Here is a 23252-nt window from a genome sequence, read left to right on the forward strand (position 1 = left end):
AAACAGGCCTGCATTGGATATTGTCCGATGCGGGCCTGTTTGATCCTGAGGCAAACATTTAGTTCACATATTTTATATTATGTTAACTTAAGACCATCGTATTACCCCATAATGCTGAGATTACAAATTTGAGGTGAGAGGCGTTGGCTCTAAAGTTATTAAATCTGAATACATCACGCGGGAAGCTGCAATACAATATAAGCGGGAACCACAAACCTAATCACCCATGGCCTGGCGGCCACCGTCGGTCATGAAAATCAGGTGAAGTCAGAGTATATATTTGGTAAAATCGTGCTGTGGATCAGAGGTCGATTCAATATTGGTGAAACATCCCGTAACCTAATCTGACCAACTGCAACGACGAGGATCGCCGAGTGTTGCCACGAGCACGTGTATAAAATTTCACCTCTTTAGGTTGCATGATCCACGCATACTTTTAGCTTGGAGGTAGGGAATATGGATGCCATTCGTGAACGCTGTGCCGGGTTGGATATTCATCAGGAGACGGTGGTGGTTTGTCTACTGAGTGGCCCCCTGGAGAAGAAACCCAAGTCCGTGATCGAGACGTTTGGAACCACGACCCGCGAGCTTTTGAGATTACAGGAGTGGCTGGAGCAGCAGGGATGTACCGAGATTGCCATGGAAAGTACAGGGGTCTTTTGGAAACCCGTGTGGAACATTCTAGAAAGCACCTGTACGATCACGCTGGCCAACCCGCAACGCATCCGCAATATGCCCGGGAAGAAGACCGACGTCAAGGATGCCGAGTGGATCGCCAAGCTCCACCGCTGCGGCTTGATTGAGGGAAGCTTTGTCCCGGACGAGCCCATCCGCGATTTGCGTGACCTTACCCGGTATCTGCGCAAGCTTAAGCAAAACGCGACGCAAGAAAAGAACCGGATTCACAAAATTCTACAAGATGCCAACATTAAACTGACCACGTATGTCTCCGATCTTTTTGGCGTTTCCGGTCGTGCGCTACTGGACTCGATTGTGAATGGCGAAGTGCTGGAGGTGCATGAGGTCCGCAAGCTGGTGCATACCCGGCTGAAGATGAAGGTGCCTTCACTGGTCGAAGCGATGAACGGCCGACTACGTCTGCATCACCGGAAGATGATCCGGCGTCATTGGGATCATTTGCAGTATCTGGAGAGTGAAATGCAGACGTTGGAAGCTGAAATTGAGGAACTGGTGCAACCATACAGGAAGGAAATTGAACTGCTGGATACCATTCCAGGCGTGAGCACGGATGCCGCGGCGAGCATCGTGGCGGAACTGGGTACCGACGTGTCTCCTTTTCCAAGTGAAGCTCATCTGGCCTCTTGGGTCGGGGTGTGTCCAGCCAACCATGAGAGCGCCGGTAAAAAAAAAGTAAAAAGAACCAACGCGGGAACCGAGGTCTGAAAGCCGTACTCGTCCAGTGCGCTTGGGCAGCGAGCAAGTCCAAGAATAATCGGCTTTCCGCTATGTACAGTCGGATCGTGAAACGGGCAGGAAAACAGAAAGCCATCGTCGCTTTAGCCCATGCGATGATCCGAATCATGTATGTGATGCTTCGGGATAAAGTCCCCTATACCGAGCTGGGGACGGAATATCTGAACACCCCAGAGCAGACCGCAAATTACCTGATTAAAAAACTTCAAAAGCTAGGCTACCAAGTGGAACTGACACCTATTACATGATACCCACTTTTTAAAAAAATGAAGTTCCGATATAGGGGATCTTTAAAGCAAAATTTACTTTCGAGCTGTGAAGCGACAAAGTTATTTTCGTATAAATTGTATTAATCAACGGCGGTTCTGGGCCTATAGAAGGTTGGATGAAGATCCTGCCGGAAATTTCAGAGTTCTGCTCTGTTTTTTCCTATAATGTTAAAGAAACAGTGGAACAAATCGAGGCAGGCGCTGAGTTCCCCGACATCCCTGTATATGTGATCACTGGCGGGAAAGAAAATCGCATGATCCAGGAGATCGTCCAAAAAAAAACGGATGCAGCATCAAATGGAATTGCTCTCATTGTCCAGGTACAGTAAACATGTCTCCGCTCCAAATAGCGGACATTTCCCTCAGTTTTCCGAGCCCAAAATCGTCATTGATACCCTGCTGTACCAAATCTTCACCCGTTTGCTCTATGCTCATAGGTAAGGACCCTGCCGAATCAGCAGGGTCCTTACCTATGAGGCTCTTTTCTAAAGTATTGTTGCCCACTGCTTTGCTCAGTATTTAAACTATCATCTCCTCTAGTTGAACAAGTTGCTATTGGAATTGTTCTGAATATATACCGTCAAGGAACTCGATTGAGACGCGTTCTGCTTCCTTCCTAGGTGAAATTTCCGAAACTTGGCGTAGACGTTGGTACATCTTGATTGTATTTTTTAGCGCGTGGTAGCAACTATCAAAGCTGTGGATGGGAATCGTTCCCTTTAGTTCCTCCAGTTCCTTGAGAGCGTATTTCTCGAGCTTTCGACCCCCTCTCGGGAGTTGGCCGTTGCAAATGAGTACCAACGGGCCCAACACTACATTCCTCATAAATGTTAAAGTATCGATTAATTCGAATAATTCGCCTCTCCCTAATTTTGTAGCGCAGTAATGCACCCATACCCAGAAGCGGTCTTCAATCCATTGAGGATGAGGGGAAGGGAGAAACGGACTTGTTTTACTGATTATCCTTGTAATATCAGAACCTCTCTCCCATAGAATCAGTGGATTCTCAATTCGGGATGCGAGCTCTTCCAGTTGTACAAATTTAAGGTCGACATGAAGAGGCGTTGGGCCATATAAGCAAATAAGCAATCTGGGTTCCCCGACATGCTCGCCTGTGAATGCAGAAAGTAAGTTGCCGAGCTTTTCAGCAATTAGGAGGCGTTGTTCCATGATCTCGCTTCGAAAAGCAGGTTTGTAGACGATTATTAAATCCAGATCACTATACTCATCCATTTCACCATACATCATAGATCCGCCTGCGAGGAGACCTATAAGTCGTTGATCTTGACTCTAAAATAAAAAAGCCATTCAACTTATAAGTTACCATATTAATTATTATGTAAACTTAATCAATTTACTTATTTTAGAAACTAAATACCGCTTCATGCGTCTAACCAGTTAGAATAAACTCAAGGAGTGGAAACCTTTGCCAAAAGTTAAACCTATTACACCTATACTTTCTGCCTTTCTCTCCCTTTCCCTGTTGTCTTCCGGTATCGGCCTTTCATTGCAAGCTATCCATACCGGTACAGCACACGCAGCATCCGCAAGCAGCACTGCCGCAAAAGACTCCAAAGATTCCCTACTGCCTCTGAAGTGGCAAGTCGCAACGGATGGCATCGGTATGTATGACACCACACAACCGGTTATGAATGGAATACTCTATTTCTCTGCCAAAAATACGCTTTATGCCAAAAATATTGCTTCCGGCCAAATCCGGTGGTCGTACAAAACGGGCGAACATCCGCAAATTGTTACGAATAATTCCGTTTTCTTCATTGACAATAAGGAACAACTAGTAAAAGTCTCCGCTTCAACCGGTAAGCTGCTCTGGAAGGTAAAAGTATCGGAGCGCCCTATGGAGATTGGCGGGCAAGCCCAACTGATGAACGGCAAAGTCTATTTCGCCAATGAGAGCGGCGGCGTGGCCGCCTACCATCCGGCTACCGGCAAGAAATTATGGGAGAATAAAAAAATCCCCATGTACGCCGGCACCCTGCATGGAGAATACAAGGGCGTACTCGTAGTTTCCAGTACAGTCGATAATATTCGCAGACAATTTTTTGGCCTTGACCCCGCTACCGGCAAGCAGCTCTGGAGAACCGAAGGGATCTACAGCATGGTTGCTTACCAGGATGGGCATTTTGTGCTGCGGGAACAGGCGAAGGCCACATATGAAAATGGAAAAGCTCCTGTACCGGGCCATCTATTGACACTGGTGAGCATGGATCCCGTTACAGGCAAAGTGACCAACAAGGAAAACTACCAAGCTCTGGACGACATCTCCAGACAGGGAAATTTCTCCACTTCCCTTCAGAAACCTTATGTTTATTCAGTAGACGGTAATCTGGATAAGGATGAATATATCCTAACGCGCTTTACACGCGGAGCGAATGCCGGCACTGCCCCAAAAAGCTATGAAAGCTTCGGAAAATGGCTGGCCGGTCCTGCAGATGGAATGGCATTTTTTCAAAAAGGCACCCAAATTACCGGCGTTCATCTTTCCGACGACAGTGTGGTTACATTCGACAATCCGGCAAGCAAGGTAGAACATCTGGAGCGGGTTGGCAAGGCTGTATTCGCTATTTACGAGAACGGGTACATCTCCATTAATCATTCCGATACCGGAGCATTGCTGGGGATGATTAAGAGCGGAGCCTCCACCCCCTATTTTGGAAATATCAGCATTGTTGACGGAACGGCACTGATTCCGACGGAGCACAATCTACTTGCGGTAGCCTTGCCAAAAGAATGGAAATAACGCTCCAAAAGATTAGCCTATTCTTCGCATATATTCCCCTATTCTCCGGGCGGCTTCCAAGAGCCGCCTTTCTTCTTCTACCAGCGCAATCCGGACGAATCCGTTCCCTTGTTCCCCGAAAGCATCTCCAGGAATAACTGCTACCCCTGTCTTCAGTAAAAGGTCACGTGCGAAGCTGCGCGATCTTCCCTCTTCCTTTCCGGCAGGGTAAGCTTCAGGCAGCGGTGCCCAGATAAACATTGTCGCTTTGGGTTTCGGAACCGCCCAGCCTTGCCGGGCTAACTCCGTAATGAACACATCCCGGCGCCGTTCATACAGCGGGGCGACGCCCCCATCCGCTCCGGCCATCGCCAGCTCCAGCGCAGCCACGGCTGCCTCCTGGATCGGGTCAAATACGCCATAATCCACATTGCTCTTAAGCTCCCGCAGCGCGTTTACCGCCTCGCGGTTGCCAGTCATAAAGCCGATACGGCAGCCGGCCATGTTGAAGCTTTTGGAGAAGGAATGGAATTCAACTGCGGTATCCAAGGCCCCCGGCACCTGCAATATGCTAACCGGCTTATACCCGTCAAAACCCATTTCCGAATAGGCCAGGTCGTGAATAACCAGCACGTTCCATTTGCGGGCCAGCGTAATTAATTTCTCCATATAAGCCAGATCCACCGTTGTTGAGATGGGATTGCCGGGAAAGCTGAGGAGAATAAATACCGCTTCTTGCCAAATTTCATCAGGAATGCTATCCAGATCAGGGATAAAGGCATTCCGCTCCAGCAGAGGCAGCGTCCACGCTCTCACACCGGCTATTGCGAGCGAACCGGAGTAAATCGGATAACCGGGGTCAGGCACGATCGCCAGATCACCCGGATTGCAGACGGCAAGCGCCAAGTGTGCAAGTCCATCCTGTGAGCCCATTAGGGCCACGATTTCATCTTCTGAGTCTATCCTTACACCAAACCTTGCTTCCATCCAGGCCGCTGCCTGTCTGCGGAATGCCGCGCTTCCCTTGGACGACGGATAGGAATAGCTATTCTCTCTGAGTACGGCTTCACTTAGAACCCGCCGGATTTCTGGAGCGGGTGCCTGATCCGGACTGCCGATCCCCAGATCGATCACATCCAGGCCGGATTTGGCCGCCTCCCCTTTCCATGCTGCCACTTCGGCAAATATCGAGGAACCGAGCCGGGATAACTTGTCCGATCTCCAGTTTCGTTTGGAACTGCTATACGTCAACGAGTCCACCTACTTGTTTTTTGAATAATTATAGCACGGTGCAGCAGTAGTTGATTTTGAAACTTTAGACGGAAGTCAATAAGTTCAATACAATAGGTATTTTTTAACTAAATAATTATATTTACCCTTTTTGATCACTTGATTCGGGTCGTATAAGTCCCTTTTTCTAAAATAAAATCGCTCTCATGCAAAACAGCGTATAATTTATGTTATACGCTGTTTTTTCGGCGTTAAATAGACTATTTGCACCTACTCTCTAAATCTCCAATCGCCGGCAATCATTTGGATTTCTCTGATCCGACACCTTGATTCAGCAAAATCCAAAATTGTTCAACCATGACCGATGCCGGATACGGCATCGAACGGATAATCCACCATTCCAATACACCTACTGCCGCTGAAATCAAAAATTGCACCGTAATATCCTTGTTCAACTCCCCATCGAGGTTGATCGAATCCAGATGCTCGCTTAGTCTTTGCCGGAACATTGTCTCCACTTGGTTTCGAAAAACCGTGTTTCCCTTGCTCTTCAGCATTAAGGAATAGAAAGAAGCATGCTGCTCCAAATATTCAAACGTGCGTAATAGCGCGGTTTTGGAAGGGAGATGAACCATGTTATCTTCAGACATACATTCATGTAGTAACTGGTTAATTTGAGCTTCCATGTGTTGATCGCGCAAATCGTACTTGTCTTTGAAATGCAAATACACCGTTCCCCGATTGACATTCGCTTCCTCAGCAATTTGATTGACCGTTATGCTCTCGAATTCCTTTTCTGACATCAGCCTCATAAAAGCATCAATAATCGCTTGCCTCGATTTTTGAATACGCCTGTCCATATCCTTCTCCCCTTTATCCTATACAGAATGAACAAACCGAAGCCCTCTGTTGAAAAATCAACAACGGAGCTTGTTTTAACCATTGAACACCATTTTTCGCTCTGGTACATTCACTATATAAAACGTATGTTATTAATTCAACATATGTTTAATTTAAGAGGAGGTATACAAAAAATCGATAATTTATATTAAATCAGGAGGGTTTACAAAATGAAACTAACAGGAAACACGATTTTCATTACAGGGGGCGGTTCGGGAATTGGACGTGCGTTAGCAGAAGCTCTCCACAAGCTTGGGAATAAAGTTATTATCTCTGGCCGGAGTAAAGAGCGTCTGGAGGAGACAATCCAAGCGAATCCCGGCATATCCGCAGTGGAATTGAATGTACAAGATCCTGCCAGCATACAGGCGGCCGCTAAGCAGTTAATCGAAGAACACCCGGATTTAAATGTCTTGATTAACAATGCCGGCATCATCCAGCCCGATAATGCGGGAGGCGTGATTGATGAGGATGTTTTGGTTTCGACTGTCAAGACAAACTTGCTAGGCCCAATTCGTATGACTTCTGCATTGATCGAGCATTTGAAGTCCAAAGAAGAAGCGGTTGTCATCAACACGACTTCTATACTTGGATTTATGCCATTAGCGGCGACTGCTGTATATTCCGCGACGAAGGCAGCACTTCATACCTATACACTGTCCCAACGGTACATGCTTAAAGACACATCGGTAAAAGTATTAGAAATTGTGCCGCCATGGGTTCAAAGCAACAACAATGAACCGCGTGCGATGCCACTTGCGTCATTCATTGAAGCAACGATAAAGGTACTTGGTACGGATACAGACGAAGTTGTGGTTGAAGAAGCAAAAATGTTTCGAAATAACCCTGGCCCGAACGAAGGTGTTTTTGTGACCCAGTTTAACGATTCGATGAGGTCTCAACCTCCAAAGATTCATTGATCCACCTATTAGACACCTCCATTCTCCCTTTATCTCCTTTCACGCTGCCCTCAATTTGGGCATAGGATAGGGTATCAAGCGCGAAGGTGGAACAGAATATGTCTAAGAACAAACGCGGCAAAGCCTTATGGCGGACTCCCTCCCGGAGCAGAGGCACCTGCCCGATCTGCGGCAGCACAAGAATCAAGCTTTTGTATTTTGGCAAAGATCCCTCCGGCGGCAAGCTTGCGGTCTGCAAAAAATGCGATGGGAAACAAGTAGGGTAAGAGCTGACAAAAGAACCTTGGAACAAAAACGGCTGTGCGGTCCTCCACGGGACAGCGCAGCCCGTCCTGGTTCTAGCATTACTTGGAGAACGGCTTCCCATGAATCCTACGGCAACTCTTTAAGTGGAAAAAGGGATACTAATTTGCCGGAGTACCCTACCCTCAGGCAGATGAAGTGGAAAAAGGTACACTAATTCAGCTCATTTCGCCATTGGAGCAGAAATGTGGCCCAATTTTATACGAAAATAACTTTGTCGCTTCACAGCTCGAAAGTAAATTTTGCTTTAAAGATCCCCTATATCGGAACTTCATTTTTTTAAAAAGTGGGTATCATGTAATAGGTGTCAGTTCCACTTGGTAGCCTAGCTTTTGAAGTTTTTTAATCAGGTAATTTGCGGTCTGCTCTGGGGTGTTCAGATATTCCGTCCCCAGCTCGGTATAGGGGACTTTATCCCGAAGCATCACATACATGATTCGGATCATTGCATGGGCTAAAGCGACGATGGCTTTCTGTTTTCCTGCCCGTTTCACGATCCGACTGTACATAGCGGAAAGCCGATTATTCTTGGTCTTGCTCGCTGCCCAAGCGCACTGGACGAGTACGGCTTTCAGACCTCGATTCCCGCGTTGGTTCTTTTTACTTTTTTTTTACCGCACTCTCATGATTGGCCGGACACACCCCGACCCAAGAGGCCAGATGGGCTTCACTTGGAAAAGGAGACATGTCGGTACCCAGTTCCGCCACGATGCTCGCCGCGGCATCCGTGCTCACGCCTGGAATGGTATCCAGCAGTTCAATTTCCTTCATGTAGGGTTGCACCAGTTCCTCAATTTCAGCTTCCAACGTCTGCATTTCACTCTCCAGATACTGCAAATGATCCCAATGACGCCGGATCATCTTCCGGTGATGCAGGCGCAGTCGGCCGTTCAATGCCTCAACAAGAGAAGGCACCTTCATCTTCAGCCGGGTATGCACCAGCTTGCGGACCTCATGCACCTCCAGCACTTCGCCATTCACAATCGAGTCCAGTAGCGCACGACCAAAACGCCAAAAAGATCGGAGACATACGTGGTCAGTTTAATGTTGGCATCTTGTAGAATTTTGTGAATCCGGTTCTTTTCTTGCGTCGCGTTTTGCTTAAGCTTGCGCAGATACCGGGTAAGGTCACGCAAATCGCGGATGGGCTCGTCCGGGACAAAGCTTCCCTCAATCAAGCCGCAGCGGTGGAGCTTGGCGATCCACTCGGCATCCTTGACGTCGGTCTTCTTCCCGGGCATATTGCGGATGCGTTGCGGGTTGGCCAGCGTGATCGTACAGGTGCTTTCTAGAATGTTCCACACGGGTTTCCAAAAGACCCCTGTACTTTCCATGGCAATCTCGGTACATCCCTGCTGCTCCAGCCACTCCTGTAATCTCAAAAGCTCGCGGGTCGTGGTTCCAAACGTCTCGATCACGGACTTGGGTTTCTTCTCCAGGGGGCCACTCAGTAGACAAACCACCACCGTCTCCTGATGAATATCCAACCCGGCACAGCGTTCACGAATGGCATCCATATTCCCTACCTCCAAGCTAAAAGTATGCGTGGATCATGCAACCTAAAGAGGTGAAATTTTATACACGTGCTCGTGGCAACACTCGGCGATCCTCGTCGTTGCAGTTGGTCAGATTAGGTTACGGGATGTTTCACCAATATTGAATCGACCTCTGATCCACAGCACGATTTTACCAAATATATACTCTGACTTCACCTGATTTTCATGACCGACGGTGGCCGCCAGGCCATGGGTGATTAGGTATACTTTTTCCACTTCACTCTCATAATTTCTTAATTTCCGGAAAAATAAGTTCCCTTTTTCCAACTAGCACCTGCGAAGAAGCCGGTAAAGACGGATCGCCCTATTCCTTTGCGATCGATCCGCAGCCGTTACGGACAGGAGAGCCGTTATGGATAGAAGATTCGGCTATTTCGCAGGACGGACTGAGATGCCTTTATTTCTCCCTTTCCCCTTTATTCCAGGCTCAATTGAACGTTATAACGGTTCCTGAGTCCGTAACTGCTGAAAAAGTAAGATTTTTGGCAAAATAAGGGCTCCTCGGTCCGCTTCAGTCCGCGGATGGAGCCCTATCCTCCTAGTACCTATTGAAAAAGTTAACCATCCGTCTGCGACTCCCAGTTGCGGATGCCATTATCCTCCAGAATTCCGAGCGTAACATCCGAGATGTGCGGGTCTGCCAGCAGTTTGTCTCTGACCTTGAATTTGATATCATCCGCATCGGCCAGGGTCATCCCCTTCTTCAGCTCGATCAGCCCTTCGACGTGATAATATCGCCCCTCCTGCAAAATACGCATTTGATAAATATCCGTCACCTGCGGTTCGTCGAAGATGATCCGGGCGACCCGTTCTTCAATCTCCGGAGGGGCAGCTACACCGATCAGCCCGACCATATTGTCATATCCCACGCGAAAAGCAACCCCGATCATCATAAAAGCAATCAGAATGCTGGACACACCGTCAAGCAGCTTGAAGCTGGTAAAGGCGGTCACCAGCACGGCGAGCATCGCCAGTGCCCCGCCGCTGGTGGCTACCAGATCTTCATAGAACACCAGGCGGGTCGGCGGTGCGGCTCTTTTGACATTTTTAAGTGATGCGGTGAATTTCCTCAATCCTTTGGCTTCGATTCTCGATTCATGCAGCACTTCATTCATCGCCTTCACCCAGACAAAGCCATCTGCACCGATGGAAAGCAGCAGTACGATCACATTGATCCAATAGCCGCCCGATTCCTCCGCCGGATGCTTCAGCAAATGGAAGCCCTCCAGCATCGTTTCATAAGCCATTATGGTCACGACAATTACGGCCACCATACAGAACAGATTAATGACCCGGCCGAAGCCGTCCGGGAAGCGGCGGGTCGGTCTTTTCTCAGCGAGCACACTTCCGGTAAACACAAACAGCTGGTTCACTGCATCGGCAATCGAATGCATCATCGTGGCGAACATCGAACCACTGCCGGTGAGCGCAAACGCGACGGCTTTGACGACGGCAATACAGGTATTGCCGATCGCGGCCGAGCCTGACGATTTGTTTCCTTTACGGATTAAGCTTCCAAGCGATTCACTGGTTTGTTCCATTGGTATGAATGCCTCCTCACGCTGCGGTTTGCCATTGCTGCGGGTCCATGTATGTATTTACCCTTTGCAGCCGGTTTCTATCACATGCGGGAATAGGAAGCACCTGTTAATTTACTCCGGGTCCGGCAGGTTGAGCTGCCAGGTCACACCGAACCGGTCGGCAACCCATCCGAATTTGCGGCTGAAGGGATATTCGCCTAATGGCATCAGAACATTGCCCCCCTGAGATAATTGTTCAAAAACAGTATCAAGCTCTGCTTCACTTGTGCAATTGACATACAGTGAAATAGATGGTGTGAAAGAAAAGCCGTGCTTCACGTGGCTGTCAATGCACATGAAGGAAGCCCCCTTGATCGTAAATGAAGCATGCATCACCGTTCCCTCAGCTCCGGCTTCACCTGGGCCATAACGCTTAATGCTGGTTACTTCCGAACGGTCGAACAATGAAACATAGAAATTCATCGCCTCTTCAGCCTGTCCTTCAAACATCAGAAATGTGCTGATCCCTGGTTGTGTATCGCTCATTTGCCCTCAGCTCCCTTTAGTAATTGTGCTTGCCTATCTTATTCTACCGAATCGGAATTGGACATGCCAGTGCCAATGCCGCCTCCTTGCGTTGTCTCTGCAAATCCCGTTTTGATCCACAGCCTGGAGATATCCAGAAAACCAAAAGAACCGGTGTGCAGGCCGAACAGGCTCTGGTTGAGCTGCGCTCTTTTGTTCAGATGGGAGCCGTACAGAACCCAGCAGTTGTCACGGATCAAGGATTCCGCACGCTCCAACAGCAGAATTCCAGCCGCCTCCGGCACCCCGGCAAAATCCTGCAGCTGCGCTTCGATCTCGTCCCGCTGGCTCTGCTGCAGCAGCGAATAAAAGTGATTGGACCGGTTCATGAAATAGTTAATCATTCCCCACTGCCAGTCGTCCTCCAGCACCTCCTCCGCAAGCAATAGATCGGCCTGCCGCAAAAGCTCTCCCATATTAAAATGGGAATAGGGTGCAAGACGGAGGTTCAGACCAATTCGTGCTCCGCGCTGCTGCAGCCACTCCGCTTCTTCCCGTTCTTCTTCCCGCCTGGATGCATAGGCAAGCGTGATCTCTTCTCCCTGATAGCCGCTGGAACGCAGCAGCTTTTCCGCTTCTTCAAAGGAAGGCCGGTTCCACAGGGTGCGGCGGCTTATCCAGGGCAAAAAACTGTCCGCCGGTGTGATCCGGTTGCCCCCCAATTCACGCACCAGCGCTTCCGGATGGTACAGCATCCGCAGCATCTGCCGGAACAACGGGTGATGCTGCCACCCATTCCGGCGGAAGTTCATCATAATATACCTGCAGCCCAGTGCCGGATAGTCAATGCTAAGATTGGCACACTCTCCCTCTCCGGCGCCGGTCCCACCCGGTTCCGTGTCCGGCAGCTGATAAGTACGGTCATTATAGCCCAGCTCCGGCACATACCAGATTTCAACCCGGTCGAGCAGCGGCCGTATCGCATAATAATCATCAAAAGCTGCCAGCACCAGAACCTTCTCGTTGTAATCCAATAGGCGGTAAGGGCCTGTACCAATCGGCTGATGCAGGAAATCCACATCGTATGGCACTATGGACATGTGCACACAGCTGAATAAATGCAGAAAGAACAGGTTAGGGCGCGCCAGATCGATGCGGATACGGTGATCCCCCTGAAGCTCGACCGACACAATATCCCGGTAATGCCAAGAGACCGGACTTTGTCTATCTGTCAGCCGCAGCAGCGTCTCTTTCACATCTTTGGAGGTCAGAAACCTGCCGTGATGAAAACGCACTCTCTTGCGCAGGTAGAAAATATAGCTGGTATGCTCCGGATTGGCCTCCCACATATGGGCCAGTCCCGGCAAAAAGCTGTTGTTCTTGGCATCATAGATGACGAGCGTGCTGCAGATCTGTTCGATCAGGTAGGATTCAAAGGCTCTATACACTGTAGCGGGGTCCAGCTTCTCCATTCGCCGGTTGCGGATGATGCGCAGCGTATCCAGCCCGGTAAGGGATTCAGTCTCACTGTGGTAGCCCATATGCATATTTAAAAGCGACAAGAGGCGCTCCTGCAGCGGACCGTTCACCTCGGGCAATCCAATCAGCTCGATCCCCTGTTTGATTTTCCCCTTGCCGGTAAGCTCTTGAAGATGCTCTTCCAATACCTCTTCCACGCTCCGCATAAAGGCCATCCCGGATTTATGTCCTCTCCCCCGCCCCGGCTGCCACTCTATACAGCCTTTGTCTTCCAGCTTGCGCAGAATGAATTTTACATTGCGGGGAGTGCAGCACAGGACCGAAGCCAGCAGCTCTATAGTCACCGGAATCGGCTCCTGGAGTCTGGAAGCGGGATTCAAGGCCGAAGCCAACCGCAGAAAATGCACGATATTGTTATCCATATTGAGTTCTCCTTTAAAGGTGAAAGAGAGGAGGTAAAGCTTACACTTTTATTTCCCCCTTTTATCTGTACAATTATACACATGCAGACACGGCTGTGTCATATCCATCCGTATGTTTTGAACAGTACCGGTAAGCTTTCACCCCAAAATTCAGCAATCAGATTAGGAGATCCGCAATTACATGAAACAGCATTTGCAGCAAATCCATCCCTTGGCCTGGACGATTATCATCGGCACCATGTTCGGCCGTCTGGTAACCTCGATGAGCATTCCTTTTTTATCCATTTATTTAACCCAGGTTCTTGGCGCATCACATTCACAGACTGGTATAACCGTTGCAGTCAGCTCATTGGCAGGCGTGCTGATCAGCTTCTATGGCGGATACATTTCCGATGTCTTCGGCCGCAAAATCGTCATGCTGGTCTCCGTATTCGGCTGGGCATGTGTGTTTTTCGGTTTTTCCTCAGCGCAGCACATCTGGGTCTTTTTCCTGGTGAATACGCTAAATGGCTTGTGCCGGGCCGTGTTTGAACCCACTTCGCGTGCGCTGCTCTCGGATATTACCCCTCCGGATCATAAACTGCTGGTCTTCAATCTGCGGTATGCAGCAGTTAATCTGGGTGTTGTGTTTGGCCCGATCATCGGTTTGCAGCTGGGTTCGGCTAAATCCACCTTTCCGTTCGTGATCGCCGGAGTTGTATATATTGCTTACGGAATCGTACTCTTTATGCAGTTCTCGGCTCATCGCGCCAGTCTGCCTGTACGATCGGAAGCACGTGCTCCCAAGCTGCGTGAAGCGCTGGCCGTCACCGGGCGGGACCGGGTATTTTTGCCGGTGCTGGTGGGGACTGTCTTTTGTGTGCTGGGTTATGGGCATTTCAGCTCCACGCTGGCCCAGTATCTGGCGGTTGACACTCATTTCGCGAATGGCAGCCAGGTTTTTTCCTACATGCTGTCGCTTAACGCAGTCACCGTACTGGTGGTCCAATACCCGATCGTCCGTACAGCCAGCAAATTTCCGCCGCTTGTTCCGTTAATTCTGGGGAATATTTGCGTGGCGCTCAGTCTGGTCCTGTTCGGAGTTGCTGGCGGAGTGGCCCTGCTGATGTTCAGTGTGGTGCTGTTCACCATCGGAGAGGTCCTGCTCTTTACCATGATGGATATGCTGATTGACCGGATTGCCAAGCCGGAATGGAAAGGCACGTATTTTGGCACGATAGGCTTCAATAATCTGGGTAACGTGATGGCCCCGGTTCTCGGAGGGCTGCTGCTTGATCAATTTGGAGCTACGAATGGCCCGGCTGTATTTGTACCGCTGGCTCTAAGCACGGCACTGGGCCTTCCCTTTCTCATTACCGCACATAAACGACTGCATGCCAGAGAACGTGCTGAAGCAACAACAGCTTCTCAAAGCGCCTGATGCAGAAAATGCTCTAGCTTGAAGCTCACCATTAAGACCCCCAGCAGCCGAAGCTTTGGCGGGTCTTTGTTGGGCGGGATTTTGCCTTAAATAGATAAGGATAAATAGATTAAGTTAATTCGATTTAGTTGACATAATATTTAATATGTAACCCAACTCCATTGGCTTTGTTACACATACACCTTTTGCAGTAATACAAGCTGCTCTTTAATGTATTCCCTGATCTCAGGAGGCTGCATGATTTCCGCATCATTCAGCAGATTCATTACCTGCCTGCATGCCGATTCATAGCTGTACAGATTCAGTGTAAACTCCAGGTATTCTTCGGTTTCTTTGACTTCGGCGATCTCATACTGTCTCAAGCCCTGCTGCCGTTCCTTGGCTGCCCGCACCACCACAGGATAGAACTCATCTTGCTTACAGTTTTGCTTAAAAACATCATTCCCGCGCAGCCAGTATTCCTCCAGGGAGAAATCTGCCGGGACTGTATATTGCCCATCCATCACTTCAACGGATACAATCCGCTCACATTTGAACGTACGAACCTCTTCCGCTGCCTCACAAAAAGCGGCCAAATACCACTCTCCCTGCTTCACAATCATTCCATAGGGATGCAGAATGCGGGAGGTCAGCTCCCCATTAACCTTACGGTACTGAATGCGGAGCAACCGGCATCTCCAGACGGCTGAGCGAAGGTGCTCCAGGCAAGGAAGCTCGGCCCGTTCCTCCCACCACGGGGTGTTATCGTAATAAAACCGGTTTTTGGCTTTGTGAATATCCTCCTGATAGGCAGCGGGCAAAGTATTTTCGAGCTTCAGCAGCGCATTTTTTAGCTTCAGCCCGGATTCGGACTGAGCATCAAAAGGGATACCCATCCCCGTCAAGTACAGATTGACCACCTCTTCACCGTGCAGCTTCTGCAGGTTGACTGAGTAGCCTTCCATTAGAGAGATCCCGCCTCCCGGACCAGGGGTTGTAACCATAGGAATCCCGGATTCTGCCAAGACATCAATGTCTCTGTATATGGAGCGAACTGAGGTTTCAAGCGCCTCCGCCAGCTCATTTGCCTTCATTTTCCCTCTGGATTCAATCAGCAGAAGGATTGCAATCAAGCGATGCAGCCTCATATTTTAGCCCCCTCATGCGATAGTAAAAAAATTCCGCCATAGTCACACTATTCTCGCCACTCTGTTGTCAACATTACTTGTGTATGATGAATGTATCAAGGAGAGGAGCTGCTGTAAATGAATATTGGCATACTGGGAACAGGCTTTGGAGCCTATCATGCAAGCCTATTGGCAAAAATGGAAGGTGTCACACGCATCGTCATCTTTGGCAGAAATGAAGCCAAGCTGGGCAAGCTGAAGGAGGAACTGGGAGTTGAAATTACAACCTCTATTGAAGAGATTATATCCGATCCCTCGCTGGATCTGATCGATATTTGCCTGCCCTCTCATCTGCACAGTCAATACGCCATCCAGGCGCTGAAAGCCGGAAAACATGTATTTTGCGAAACTCCGGTTTGCCTGAGCAGAGCGGATGCATTGGCTCTGCGGCAAGCAGAGGAACGTTATGGACAGCGGATCATGGTCAATCAGTTCATCAAATTTGATCATGCCTATACCCGTTTGTATGAATCCGTAAACAGCGGACAATACGGCAAGCTGCTGCACGTAACCCTGAAAAGAGAAACCGCACCCTTATGGGGCGATCTGGGTCTGAGTAAAATTGCGGCAAACCTCATGATCCATGAACTGGACATGGTAACCTGGCTGCTTGGCAATCCTCCAATCTCCTCCATCTGGGGAAGCAGCAGCAAAGACGGCCAAGCGCTGGTTCATGCGGATTTTGACACACCACAATTTTCTGCCGAAATCCTTGTTTCCTCGCAAATGCCAGAAGCTTATCCGTTCACGGTGGGGTATGAAGCCTATTTTGAACAAGCTAAGCTTGTGTTCCATGAAGTAGATTATCCGGACGGCAAGGTGGAAGCCACGTTGTACGAATATGGACCGGCCGGTAAGCAGGAGATTGTACTGGATCAAGGCAACCCTTATGAAAAAAGCTTGCGCTACGCGCTCCAAAGCTTCACCGATGGCACCCCCTCCATTATTTCACTGGAGCATGCTGCAAACGCTGCTGAAGCTGCTTTTGAGATCACCCGAAAATTGGCTTGACATTACATAGCAGTTTGGAGAGCCGGGCACCCTCACCTTTTTCTGTCTTTTAGTTTAAAAGGACCGTCATATGCTGTATTTACGCGACGTTGGTGGGAGGTGTCCGGTTTTGTTTTGTTATTGTGAATTTTTCATATGTTGCTATATTCATTGTATGTCTGTTTCGAGCTGGATTCTTTAGGCGTATAGGCTGTATTAACCCGGCAATATGTATACATAGTTATTATTATGTTAACTAGCATTTTGAATGTTGAATAACGGATTTAGAGAATCATGGATATTCAGGCAGAATTCCAATCGTTTTTTGCTATAATAAGGTAATTGTATGGTTGGGAGGTATGTTGATTGAAAGAAGATAATCACCAAAAAGAGGTAAGATTTGCGGAAATCATAATAAGCCCAGATTCTAATAATGCAGGTCTCCCCCACTCTTGTCATGGTATAGCGCCGGAAAATATCGTCTGGCACAAAGAAACCATGAGCGTCGGCAGTCTTCATGAAGCATATGAATGGATTACAAGCGGTCCGCTTTTGGAAATCCGCTACCTTTATTCCGGCTATCAGACGACCGACTGGATGCTGGCTCATGTTCTTGTATTTGAACTCACCCGGCTGAATACGATTTCTGTTCCCCAGTTCCTTGTCCATGCGGATTATGATCTTACCAGTGAAGACATACACTACAAAATCTGGGTGACGCCGCTGTCTCCACTGCCCGCAAATAGTACAGCGAAAAGCCTGAATAACCCATGCTATTGATGGGTTTATTCAGGCTTAAGTGATTTCCCCGCCTAACTAATGTTAACTTCCCGTAAGTGTTCCATACGAATGTTTCACTTAAGTTTACATAATATTTATTACGTAACTAGATTAATATCAATCAATATTGGCTACCTTCCATTCGCCTTGCTTGTTGCGCAGTAAATAGATTCCATAGCTCTGATCCGCCTGGTAGCCTTCATCTGTCATGAACTGATAGCTCACATTAAAGGTTGCCCGCTGCGTGCCTTCCGCAGCAATTCCCTCATACGTCAACTCTGTAAAACGGTAAGCTGTTGAATTCTCAACGAAAAACAGCAAATACTCCCCGATTTCGGGTGATTGCATCGTGCTCAGAAACTTCTCTTTGTCATGCGCCACAATAGCTTCAAGACAGTTCATTACCTCCTTTAGCATCTGCCGGTTCTCTTTGCTCTTCCCGACATCGGGCTCCTGAACAAAAACTCCGGCCACCAGCGGCGGCTGCTTCTTCATGTACTGCACTTCTCTCAGAACATTCACGAACAGAGGCAAAAGCTCTTCCCGCTGCTCTGCAGTGGTTCGGATTTCTGCCTGGTAGACTTGTTTTTGGGCTTGGATTTTGAACACGTCCACCCTGCTGTTTCCCTCGGAATAACCGCCTTGGTATTCTTTATACTGTTGCAGGACAGCATCGCTGCCGGCTATTTCAGGCTTGTCCTCCCCGGCTTGGGCGGAACCGCCTTCACTTGACACACGAAATGATATCCAATTTTCTTTGTTGCTGGTCCCCCATGCGGTCCGGCCGTTCTGTTCAAAACGGCTCATATTCTCCGGCATAAAAACGGCCAGCGGCAAGCTCTGGTCGGCAGAATATTTCGCCTGCAGCTCCGTGCCTGTAACCAGATATGACCGCCCGCTCCCATCATATTCAGGGACTTCACCCTGAATCAAAGCAACAGACTTTGCAGCAGGCAAAGGGGAGGATTCAGCAGTAGGTGAAGCTGCCGGGGCTGCAGTTGTTGGCGCAGCGGCAGAGACCGCTGCCGACTGTGCCGGACTGCTTTTTGCTCCCGGAACATTAGAATCTGTGACGTTGCTGCAGCCTGCACTAATGGCGGCCATTGCAGATAAACAACCAATCCAGACGATTTTTTGGATATGGAGCATGATCAATCACCTCTAAGTTCAGACGCTGGAAAACTCTACAAGTTGCACTTTTTTTCATACTGCTGTTATTTCTCCATAAAAAGCTCGATCATCATTCCGAGGCGTTCTCCTTCAATCTGCGCGTCCAGCCTGCCGCCATGCAGCCTGATGATCTCCGCAGCAATGGACAAGCCTAAGCCTGCACCTTCTCCAGTCCGCGACGAATCCCCTTTGTAGAACCGATCAAACAGCCTGTTCAGCTCCCCGTTCTCCATCGCTTGGGCTGGTGTGCTCCACATTTCCAGCCGCAGCAGACATTGACGGCGGTTCTCCGCCACCGGTTCCCGGAGGCGGATGGTAAGCTCCGTATCTGCACGGCTGTATTTGAAGGCGTTGGAGAGCAGATTTTCCAGCACCCGGACGAATAGGTCAGCGTCAATCTCCACATGCACCGACTGATCCGGCAGCAGCAGAACCGTCTCAATACGCCTGTCCCTGCTTTGGGGATGATACCCCTCCACAACCTGGCGCAGCAGCTCCTGCATGTTCACTCTGCTCTTGTTCAACACCGCGGGCTTCCATTTCAGCTGCGAAATTTCAAAAAACTCGTCAATCAGCTTCTTTAAGTAACCTGTCCGCTCCTCCAGAACCTCTATGTACCTCTCCTTTTCCGGCTCACTGTCATACGATTTTTCTTTGAGCAGACTGAGAAAGCCCATGATGGAAGTTAGCGGCGTGCGCAGATCATGGGAAATATTGAGCAGAAAATCCTTCTCCTTGCTCCGGCTTACTACAATTTGTTCCGCCATATCATTCAGCGCAGCAGCCATTGTAGAAAGCTCGTTGTTGTATTTTAGCGGAATGCGGGCCTCAAAGTCTGTTGCGTAAAGCGTATGCGTGCCCTGTTCGAGAGTACGCATATACCGGATTCTCCCCCGGACACCAAGATAAAAAAGCAGCAGAAACACAACAAGACCCAGCGCAGATACGGGATTCTCAGTATAAGTAATCGTGCTTGCAGCCACCAGATATAGCCCGTTCCCCAGCTTCCGGGTTTCCTGCAGCTTTGTGCCGGAGCTGTTGTTATAGCTGATGTTGATGCCTTCTTTGGGTGTAAAAAAAATGATATTGTAGACCTGCTCCTCCTCCGGATTGCCGATCACGAAACCACCAGCTTCCGGCGCAGGGGGATATTCTGTGGCAGAATGCAGCGCCTTGCCCCCCGGCAGTGACTCCCCGGAGCGGACAATGACAACATTTGAATTGGCTTGCAGCAGTTCCCCCTGCTCATTTACCACAGACACGACTACTTCCTCAGCCGCCCTAAAGCTTTTGCTGTAGCCGGGGGGAAACTTCTCCCGCAGCTCCTGCTCCAGCTGACGGGGAATAACGGCCTCGCCTGCCCTGGCATCCAGCCAGGCCGCCAGCGGGTTGCCAACCTTCTCCCGGTAGTTCATAATCCGTTCCGCATCGGTCTGCACCGGATAAAACAACGCCGAGCCTATCAGAAAATGAGCTGTCAATGAAACTGCAGCCAGCGTGGCGGCCAGCGACAGAATAAAAATCAGGACCAGCTCCCCGACCAGTCCTGTTTTAAACTTCCTTGTCCACTTTATAACCAACACCCCAGACCGTTCTGATGTACTTGGAATTTTTGACGGTATCACCCAGCTTTTCCCGCAGATTGCGGATATGGGTAAGCACGGTGTTGTCGCTCTCCAGATAGGTATCCTCCCAGACGAGCTCATAAATATCGCGTGAGGTAAACACCCGGCCCTTGTTCCTGGCCAGCAGCAGCAATATTCCATATTCTTTGGGCGTCATGTTGATTTCAACGCCATTTTTGGACACGGCATGTTCCTCCGGCAACAGCGTAATATCCTTAATCTGCAGCTCTCCCGGAGCTGCAGCCGGCTGTTCAGCGGCTGCCGGCCTGCGTTTTAGGATCGCCGAAATCCGTAAAGAAAGCTCCGTCAGATCAAAGGGCTTCGTCACATAATCATCGCAGCCGGCAATGAAGCCCCTGATTTTATCCTCCTGCTGATCCTTGGCTGTCAGGAAAATCACCGGAATCTCCGAGATTTCCCGAATCCGGCTGATCAGATCAAAACCATTCATGGCCGGCATCATAATATCCAGCAAAATGAGCTGAAATGCCTCCGCCCGAATGTAGTCCAGCGCCGTCACCCCATCATAGCAGGATGAAATGCTGTACCCTTCCCGTTCCAGAAATATGGATAAAAAGTCCACAATCGTCCGGTCGTCATCCACAATTAAAATCCGGGTGCACATCTCGGCCAGCCGCCTTTCGTCCCTGTCTCTCTAAATAAAGAGCAGCAGCTTCATCAGATACATGTAGAGGATCGCACTGGCTCCGGCCAGTACCAATCCCAGAATAACCGCTGCGTCATAGAGATGCAGTTTTTTGCTTCGTCCATATTTTACCGCAAATCCCGCCGAGCACGCTATGCCTGCTGCAATCCCCGCTGCAAAAATGTTGGCTGCAAGCAGCCAATGGCCCTGTACCGCACGGCTTTCAGAGAAAACGCCGAGCAGGGTGACTGCTGCCGTGCCAAGAATAAGCGGAGCGATAAGATAGGCAGGAAGCCTGTGCCGCAGACGCATTCGCTCGTCTCCCTTTTTTTTGCGTCTGCAAACGGCTACCACTCCGGCTATAAGGCCCAGCAATGCACCGGCCAGCGCTATTTTCCAAGCCAGTCCTCCGGCCCCTGCTTCCCAAGAATCCAGCTTAACAAACGCCTGGTAGGGTACTGTAGTGTCCAGCACAAGATATTTGCTGCCGCTCTCCCCTTCTTTAAGCACAAGATATTTATTGACCTTTGGATTGTAGAAAATCTGCTTGCCAATCTGTGTGTATTGCCCGTTCAGCTCCTCACCCGCGGATTTCAGGGTAACCTCCCCCTGCGCACTGACGGTCACTCCGGGTGTCATCATCCGGTACCGCAGCTTGGAAACCCCCGGGCCCAGACCTTCGCTGATCACCATGGCATATGTACCGGCGTAGGATTGAATGCTTGCAGCGGGTTCCGGTGCCTCCCCGGCCGATGCGGCCAGCGGTTGGTCCATACTTACTCCGAAGAAGGAGTAGAACTGTTCCTCAAAAGCATCCCGCAGGGTTCCGCCGTCTCCTTCGTATTGGGAGTTGCAGCCGATGAAAAACCCGATTCCTTTGGAGGGCATGATCGATACCAGGCTGGAAAAAGCCTCAGTATCTCCGGGATGAACCAGAATGGCGGGGTTTTTATAGTTTTGAAAAAAGCCGTAGGCATAACCGGGCATTAGGGGATGCGCGGAATATTGCAGCGAGTGCATCTGCTTGGCGGTATCTTGTTGTAAAATCGCGCTTTCTCCTTGCCCTCCACCCTGCAGATGGGCCAAAACAAACTTGCCCATATCGTCAGCGGTTGACCAGATGGAGCCGGCGGGGTAGGTCAGAACCTCCCCCTGCTTCATTTTGACAAACCCTTTATCGTAAGAATATCCCTGGGCCAATTGCCGGTGCAAACGCTCCGGTGTAAGATAGGTCAAGCTGTTGTCCATATGCAGAGGAGCAAAAATATGCTGGCGTATATACTCATCGTAAGACAGGCCGCTTGCTCTTTCCACAATATATCCGGCGAGTGTAAATCCTTCATTGCTATACTGCACCGCATCTCCCGGTGCCCTCACCAGCGGCGGCAGCAGCTTCTGCAGGGTCTGCTCAAGCGGAACCCGCTGCTCCGGCACTGTGTCCGACCAGGCCCCTTCGCGTTGTTCGGCATTGCCGAATCCTCCGGTATTTGTCAGCAAACGTTTCATGGTCAGCTGAGTTTTGTACGGGTTGGCCACTTGCAGCGAATCCGGCAAATAGCGGTTCACATCCGCATCCAGGTTCAGTTTTCCCTGCTCCGCCAGCTGCAAGGCAGCTGTAGCCGTAAAAACTTTGGACACCGAAGCGATGCTGAAGCGGGTCTTGTGCGGGTCTACCGGCACCTTGGCCTCCACATCCGCATATCCGTAGCCCTTCTCCAGCAGGATTGCACCATCTTTGACCACCGCCAAAGTTACGCCCGGCACATGGTACTTGTCCATCGCTGTCTTCATAAACTCATCGGTCAGCTGCTCTAACCGCTCACGTTCCCGCATAGCGGCTGCTTCTTCGTGCTTCTCCGGCGGGGTGTCCGCTGCGTGCGGCAGCGACTGCCCCCCCTTTGACAGGAGCTTCGCTGCCTGCACCACCGTTTGCTCCGGCTGTACCTTCACCGCTTGTGCCTGTGCAGGCTCTGGCTGCATCACCGCCGCTTGCGCCACAATTGCCACCGCCAGCCCCATTTTCATCCATTGTCTCATTCTCATGCTCCCACTCCTGTCTCTTTCAACGCCTTATGGGTCCATGATACAGCGGCAATATGGAGAAAAAAGCGGCATAAATCTAAAGAAAAAATAAAGCTCCGTCCCTGATTCAGCTGG

At 49.7% G+C, this 23252-nt stretch carries 23 protein-coding genes; 9 read left to right on the forward strand and 14 right to left on the reverse strand.

Going from position 1 to position 23252, the window contains the following annotated elements; genetic code table 11:
- The first annotated feature begins 456 nt into the window (after nucleotides 1-456).
- The 3 genes from PRIO_RS18445 to PRIO_RS36890 all read left to right on the forward strand — a co-directional run bounded on the left by PRIO_RS18445 (nucleotide 457) and on the right by PRIO_RS36890 (nucleotide 2032).
- Nucleotides 457-1404 carry an IS110 family RNA-guided transposase gene (locus PRIO_RS18445; RefSeq protein ID WP_046501296.1) on the forward strand — a complete coding sequence of 316 codons (948 nt, stop codon included), beginning with the start codon at nucleotides 457-459 and terminating at the stop codon, nucleotides 1402-1404.
- Nucleotides 1405-1466: 62 nt separating this feature from the next.
- The gene (locus tag PRIO_RS36885; RefSeq protein WP_052741404.1) at nucleotides 1467-1682 is read left to right on the forward strand and encodes a hypothetical protein; all 216 of its coding nucleotides are present in this window, start codon (nucleotides 1467-1469) and stop codon (nucleotides 1680-1682) included.
- 137 nt (nucleotides 1683-1819) lie between these two features.
- Nucleotides 1820-2032 carry a hypothetical protein gene (locus tag PRIO_RS36890; protein ID WP_020427153.1) on the forward strand — a complete coding sequence of 71 codons (213 nt, stop codon included), beginning with the start codon at nucleotides 1820-1822 and terminating at the stop codon, nucleotides 2030-2032.
- Between the two features lie 223 nt (nucleotides 2033-2255).
- Here the strand turns inward: PRIO_RS36890 and PRIO_RS18465 are convergent, their stop codons facing one another.
- On the reverse strand, nucleotides 2256-2951 hold the full coding sequence (locus PRIO_RS18465) for an oxalate:formate antiporter (RefSeq protein ID WP_231869711.1): 696 nt from the start codon (nucleotides 2949-2951) through the stop codon (nucleotides 2256-2258).
- 178 nt (nucleotides 2952-3129) lie between these two features.
- Between PRIO_RS18465 and PRIO_RS18470 the strand changes: the two genes are divergently transcribed.
- Entirely contained in the window at nucleotides 3130-4464 is a 1335-nt protein-coding gene (locus PRIO_RS18470) for an outer membrane protein assembly factor BamB family protein (protein ID WP_046504015.1), read from the forward strand.
- Between the two features lie 12 nt (nucleotides 4465-4476).
- Here PRIO_RS18470 and PRIO_RS18475 read toward each other — a convergent pair whose 3' ends face one another.
- Together PRIO_RS18475 and PRIO_RS18480 are read right to left on the reverse strand one after the other, a co-directional pair.
- On the reverse strand, nucleotides 4477-5703 hold the full coding sequence (locus tag PRIO_RS18475; protein WP_046504017.1) for an aminotransferase class I/II-fold pyridoxal phosphate-dependent enzyme: 1227 nt from the start codon (nucleotides 5701-5703) through the stop codon (nucleotides 4477-4479).
- A gap of 269 nt (nucleotides 5704-5972) precedes the next feature.
- Nucleotides 5973-6533: a TetR/AcrR family transcriptional regulator gene (locus PRIO_RS18480; RefSeq protein WP_020427149.1), complete on the reverse strand. Its 561-nt coding sequence runs from the start codon at nucleotides 6531-6533 to the stop codon at nucleotides 5973-5975.
- Nucleotides 6534-6743: 210 nt separating this feature from the next.
- Between PRIO_RS18480 and PRIO_RS18485 the strand changes: the two genes are divergently transcribed.
- Together PRIO_RS18485 and PRIO_RS36125 are read left to right on the forward strand one after the other, a co-directional pair.
- Nucleotides 6744-7493 carry an SDR family oxidoreductase gene (locus PRIO_RS18485; protein ID WP_020427148.1) on the forward strand — a complete coding sequence of 250 codons (750 nt, stop codon included), beginning with the start codon at nucleotides 6744-6746 and terminating at the stop codon, nucleotides 7491-7493.
- A 98-nt stretch (nucleotides 7494-7591) separates the two neighbouring features.
- Nucleotides 7592-7759: a hypothetical protein gene (locus tag PRIO_RS36125; protein ID WP_020427147.1), complete on the forward strand. Its 168-nt coding sequence runs from the start codon at nucleotides 7592-7594 to the stop codon at nucleotides 7757-7759.
- A 330-nt stretch (nucleotides 7760-8089) separates the two neighbouring features.
- Here the strand turns inward: PRIO_RS36125 and PRIO_RS36895 are convergent, their stop codons facing one another.
- The 6 genes from PRIO_RS36895 to PRIO_RS18510 all read right to left on the reverse strand — a co-directional run bounded on the left by PRIO_RS36895 (nucleotide 8090) and on the right by PRIO_RS18510 (nucleotide 13298).
- On the reverse strand, nucleotides 8090-8305 hold the full coding sequence (locus PRIO_RS36895; protein ID WP_052741404.1) for a hypothetical protein: 216 nt from the start codon (nucleotides 8303-8305) through the stop codon (nucleotides 8090-8092).
- A 91-nt stretch (nucleotides 8306-8396) separates the two neighbouring features.
- Nucleotides 8397-8777, reverse strand: a complete 381-nt coding sequence (locus PRIO_RS36900) for a transposase (protein WP_231869712.1) — start codon at nucleotides 8775-8777, stop codon at nucleotides 8397-8399.
- Nucleotides 8774-9313, reverse strand: coding sequence for an IS110 family transposase (locus PRIO_RS36905; RefSeq protein ID WP_231869713.1), 540 nt, complete (start codon nucleotides 9311-9313; stop codon nucleotides 8774-8776). Before PRIO_RS36905 ends, PRIO_RS36900 begins: the two co-directional genes overlap by 4 nt.
- 596 nt (nucleotides 9314-9909) lie before the next feature.
- Nucleotides 9910-10893 (reverse strand): cation diffusion facilitator family transporter, encoded by a 984-nt coding sequence (locus PRIO_RS18500; protein ID WP_020429947.1) that lies wholly within the window; start codon nucleotides 10891-10893, stop codon nucleotides 9910-9912.
- Between the two features lie 111 nt (nucleotides 10894-11004).
- Nucleotides 11005-11418 carry a VOC family protein gene (locus PRIO_RS18505; protein ID WP_020429945.1) on the reverse strand — a complete coding sequence of 138 codons (414 nt, stop codon included), beginning with the start codon at nucleotides 11416-11418 and terminating at the stop codon, nucleotides 11005-11007.
- 38 nt (nucleotides 11419-11456) lie between these two features.
- Nucleotides 11457-13298 (reverse strand): ABC transporter substrate-binding protein, encoded by a 1842-nt coding sequence (locus PRIO_RS18510; protein ID WP_046504021.1) that lies wholly within the window; start codon nucleotides 13296-13298, stop codon nucleotides 11457-11459.
- A gap of 181 nt (nucleotides 13299-13479) precedes the next feature.
- Here PRIO_RS18510 and PRIO_RS18515 point away from each other — a divergent pair, with 181 nt between their 5' ends.
- Nucleotides 13480-14718, forward strand: a complete 1239-nt coding sequence (locus PRIO_RS18515; RefSeq protein WP_020429931.1) for an MDR family MFS transporter — start codon at nucleotides 13480-13482, stop codon at nucleotides 14716-14718.
- Nucleotides 14719-14888: 170 nt separating this feature from the next.
- Here PRIO_RS18515 and PRIO_RS18520 read toward each other — a convergent pair whose 3' ends face one another.
- On the reverse strand, nucleotides 14889-15845 hold the full coding sequence (locus PRIO_RS18520; RefSeq protein WP_039789626.1) for a helix-turn-helix transcriptional regulator: 957 nt from the start codon (nucleotides 15843-15845) through the stop codon (nucleotides 14889-14891).
- 117 nt (nucleotides 15846-15962) lie between these two features.
- On the opposite strand from PRIO_RS18520, the gene PRIO_RS18525 reads away from it, so the two are divergent.
- Both PRIO_RS18525 and PRIO_RS18530 read left to right on the forward strand, forming a co-directional pair.
- Entirely contained in the window at nucleotides 15963-16895 is a 933-nt protein-coding gene (locus PRIO_RS18525) for a Gfo/Idh/MocA family protein (protein WP_046504025.1), read from the forward strand.
- 345 nt (nucleotides 16896-17240) lie between these two features.
- Nucleotides 17241-17654: a hypothetical protein gene (locus PRIO_RS18530; protein ID WP_231869714.1), complete on the forward strand. Its 414-nt coding sequence runs from the start codon at nucleotides 17241-17243 to the stop codon at nucleotides 17652-17654.
- Between the two features lie 117 nt (nucleotides 17655-17771).
- Here PRIO_RS18530 and PRIO_RS18535 read toward each other — a convergent pair whose 3' ends face one another.
- The 4 genes from PRIO_RS18535 to PRIO_RS33985 form a co-directional block, all read right to left on the reverse strand.
- Nucleotides 17772-18803: a hypothetical protein gene (locus tag PRIO_RS18535; protein WP_020429922.1), complete on the reverse strand. Its 1032-nt coding sequence runs from the start codon at nucleotides 18801-18803 to the stop codon at nucleotides 17772-17774.
- Nucleotides 18804-18868: 65 nt separating this feature from the next.
- The gene (locus PRIO_RS18540; RefSeq protein ID WP_020429921.1) at nucleotides 18869-20404 is read right to left on the reverse strand and encodes a sensor histidine kinase; all 1536 of its coding nucleotides are present in this window, start codon (nucleotides 20402-20404) and stop codon (nucleotides 18869-18871) included.
- On the reverse strand, nucleotides 20376-21074 hold the full coding sequence (locus PRIO_RS18545) for a response regulator transcription factor (RefSeq protein WP_046504029.1): 699 nt from the start codon (nucleotides 21072-21074) through the stop codon (nucleotides 20376-20378). Before PRIO_RS18545 ends, PRIO_RS18540 begins: the two co-directional genes overlap by 29 nt.
- A 30-nt stretch (nucleotides 21075-21104) precedes the next feature.
- On the reverse strand, nucleotides 21105-23138 hold the full coding sequence (locus tag PRIO_RS33985) for a serine hydrolase domain-containing protein (RefSeq protein WP_020429918.1): 2034 nt from the start codon (nucleotides 23136-23138) through the stop codon (nucleotides 21105-21107).
- Nucleotides 23139-23252 lie beyond the last annotated feature (114 nt).

Source organism: Paenibacillus riograndensis SBR5, from assembly GCF_000981585.1.
Taxonomy (GTDB): domain Bacteria; phylum Bacillota; class Bacilli; order Paenibacillales; family Paenibacillaceae; genus Paenibacillus_AQ; species Paenibacillus_AQ riograndensis.

Excerpts from the sequence above, each read along its gene's own strand:
- PRIO_RS18445 (WP_046501296.1), top strand. The coding sequence starts at position 457 with ATGGATGCCATTCGTGAACGCTGTGCCGGGTTGGATATTCATCAGGAG.
- PRIO_RS36885 (WP_052741404.1), top strand. The coding sequence starts at position 1,467 with ATGTACAGTCGGATCGTGAAACGGGCAGGAAAACAGAAAGCCATCGTC.
- PRIO_RS36890 (WP_020427153.1), top strand. The coding sequence starts at position 1,820 with ATGAAGATCCTGCCGGAAATTTCAGAGTTCTGCTCTGTTTTTTCCTAT.
- PRIO_RS18465 (WP_231869711.1), bottom strand. The coding sequence starts at position 2,951 with ATGATGTATGGTGAAATGGATGAGTATAGTGATCTGGATTTAATAATC.
- PRIO_RS18480 (WP_020427149.1), bottom strand. The coding sequence starts at position 6,533 with ATGGACAGGCGTATTCAAAAATCGAGGCAAGCGATTATTGATGCTTTT.
- PRIO_RS18485 (WP_020427148.1), top strand. The coding sequence starts at position 6,744 with ATGAAACTAACAGGAAACACGATTTTCATTACAGGGGGCGGTTCGGGA.
- PRIO_RS36125 (WP_020427147.1), top strand. The coding sequence starts at position 7,592 with ATGTCTAAGAACAAACGCGGCAAAGCCTTATGGCGGACTCCCTCCCGG.
- PRIO_RS36895 (WP_052741404.1), bottom strand. The coding sequence starts at position 8,305 with ATGTACAGTCGGATCGTGAAACGGGCAGGAAAACAGAAAGCCATCGTC.
- PRIO_RS36905 (WP_231869713.1), bottom strand. The coding sequence starts at position 9,313 with ATGGATGCCATTCGTGAACGCTGTGCCGGGTTGGATATTCATCAGGAG.
- PRIO_RS18500 (WP_020429947.1), bottom strand. The coding sequence starts at position 10,893 with ATGGAACAAACCAGTGAATCGCTTGGAAGCTTAATCCGTAAAGGAAAC.
- PRIO_RS18505 (WP_020429945.1), bottom strand. The coding sequence starts at position 11,418 with ATGAGCGATACACAACCAGGGATCAGCACATTTCTGATGTTTGAAGGA.
- PRIO_RS18510 (WP_046504021.1), bottom strand. The coding sequence starts at position 13,298 with ATGGATAACAATATCGTGCATTTTCTGCGGTTGGCTTCGGCCTTGAAT.
- PRIO_RS18515 (WP_020429931.1), top strand. The coding sequence starts at position 13,480 with ATGAAACAGCATTTGCAGCAAATCCATCCCTTGGCCTGGACGATTATC.
- PRIO_RS18520 (WP_039789626.1), bottom strand. The coding sequence starts at position 15,845 with ATGAGGCTGCATCGCTTGATTGCAATCCTTCTGCTGATTGAATCCAGA.
- PRIO_RS18525 (WP_046504025.1), top strand. The coding sequence starts at position 15,963 with ATGAATATTGGCATACTGGGAACAGGCTTTGGAGCCTATCATGCAAGC.
- PRIO_RS18535 (WP_020429922.1), bottom strand. The coding sequence starts at position 18,803 with ATGCTCCATATCCAAAAAATCGTCTGGATTGGTTGTTTATCTGCAATG.
- PRIO_RS18545 (WP_046504029.1), bottom strand. The coding sequence starts at position 21,074 with ATGTGCACCCGGATTTTAATTGTGGATGACGACCGGACGATTGTGGAC.
- PRIO_RS33985 (WP_020429918.1), bottom strand. The coding sequence starts at position 23,138 with ATGAGAATGAGACAATGGATGAAAATGGGGCTGGCGGTGGCAATTGTG.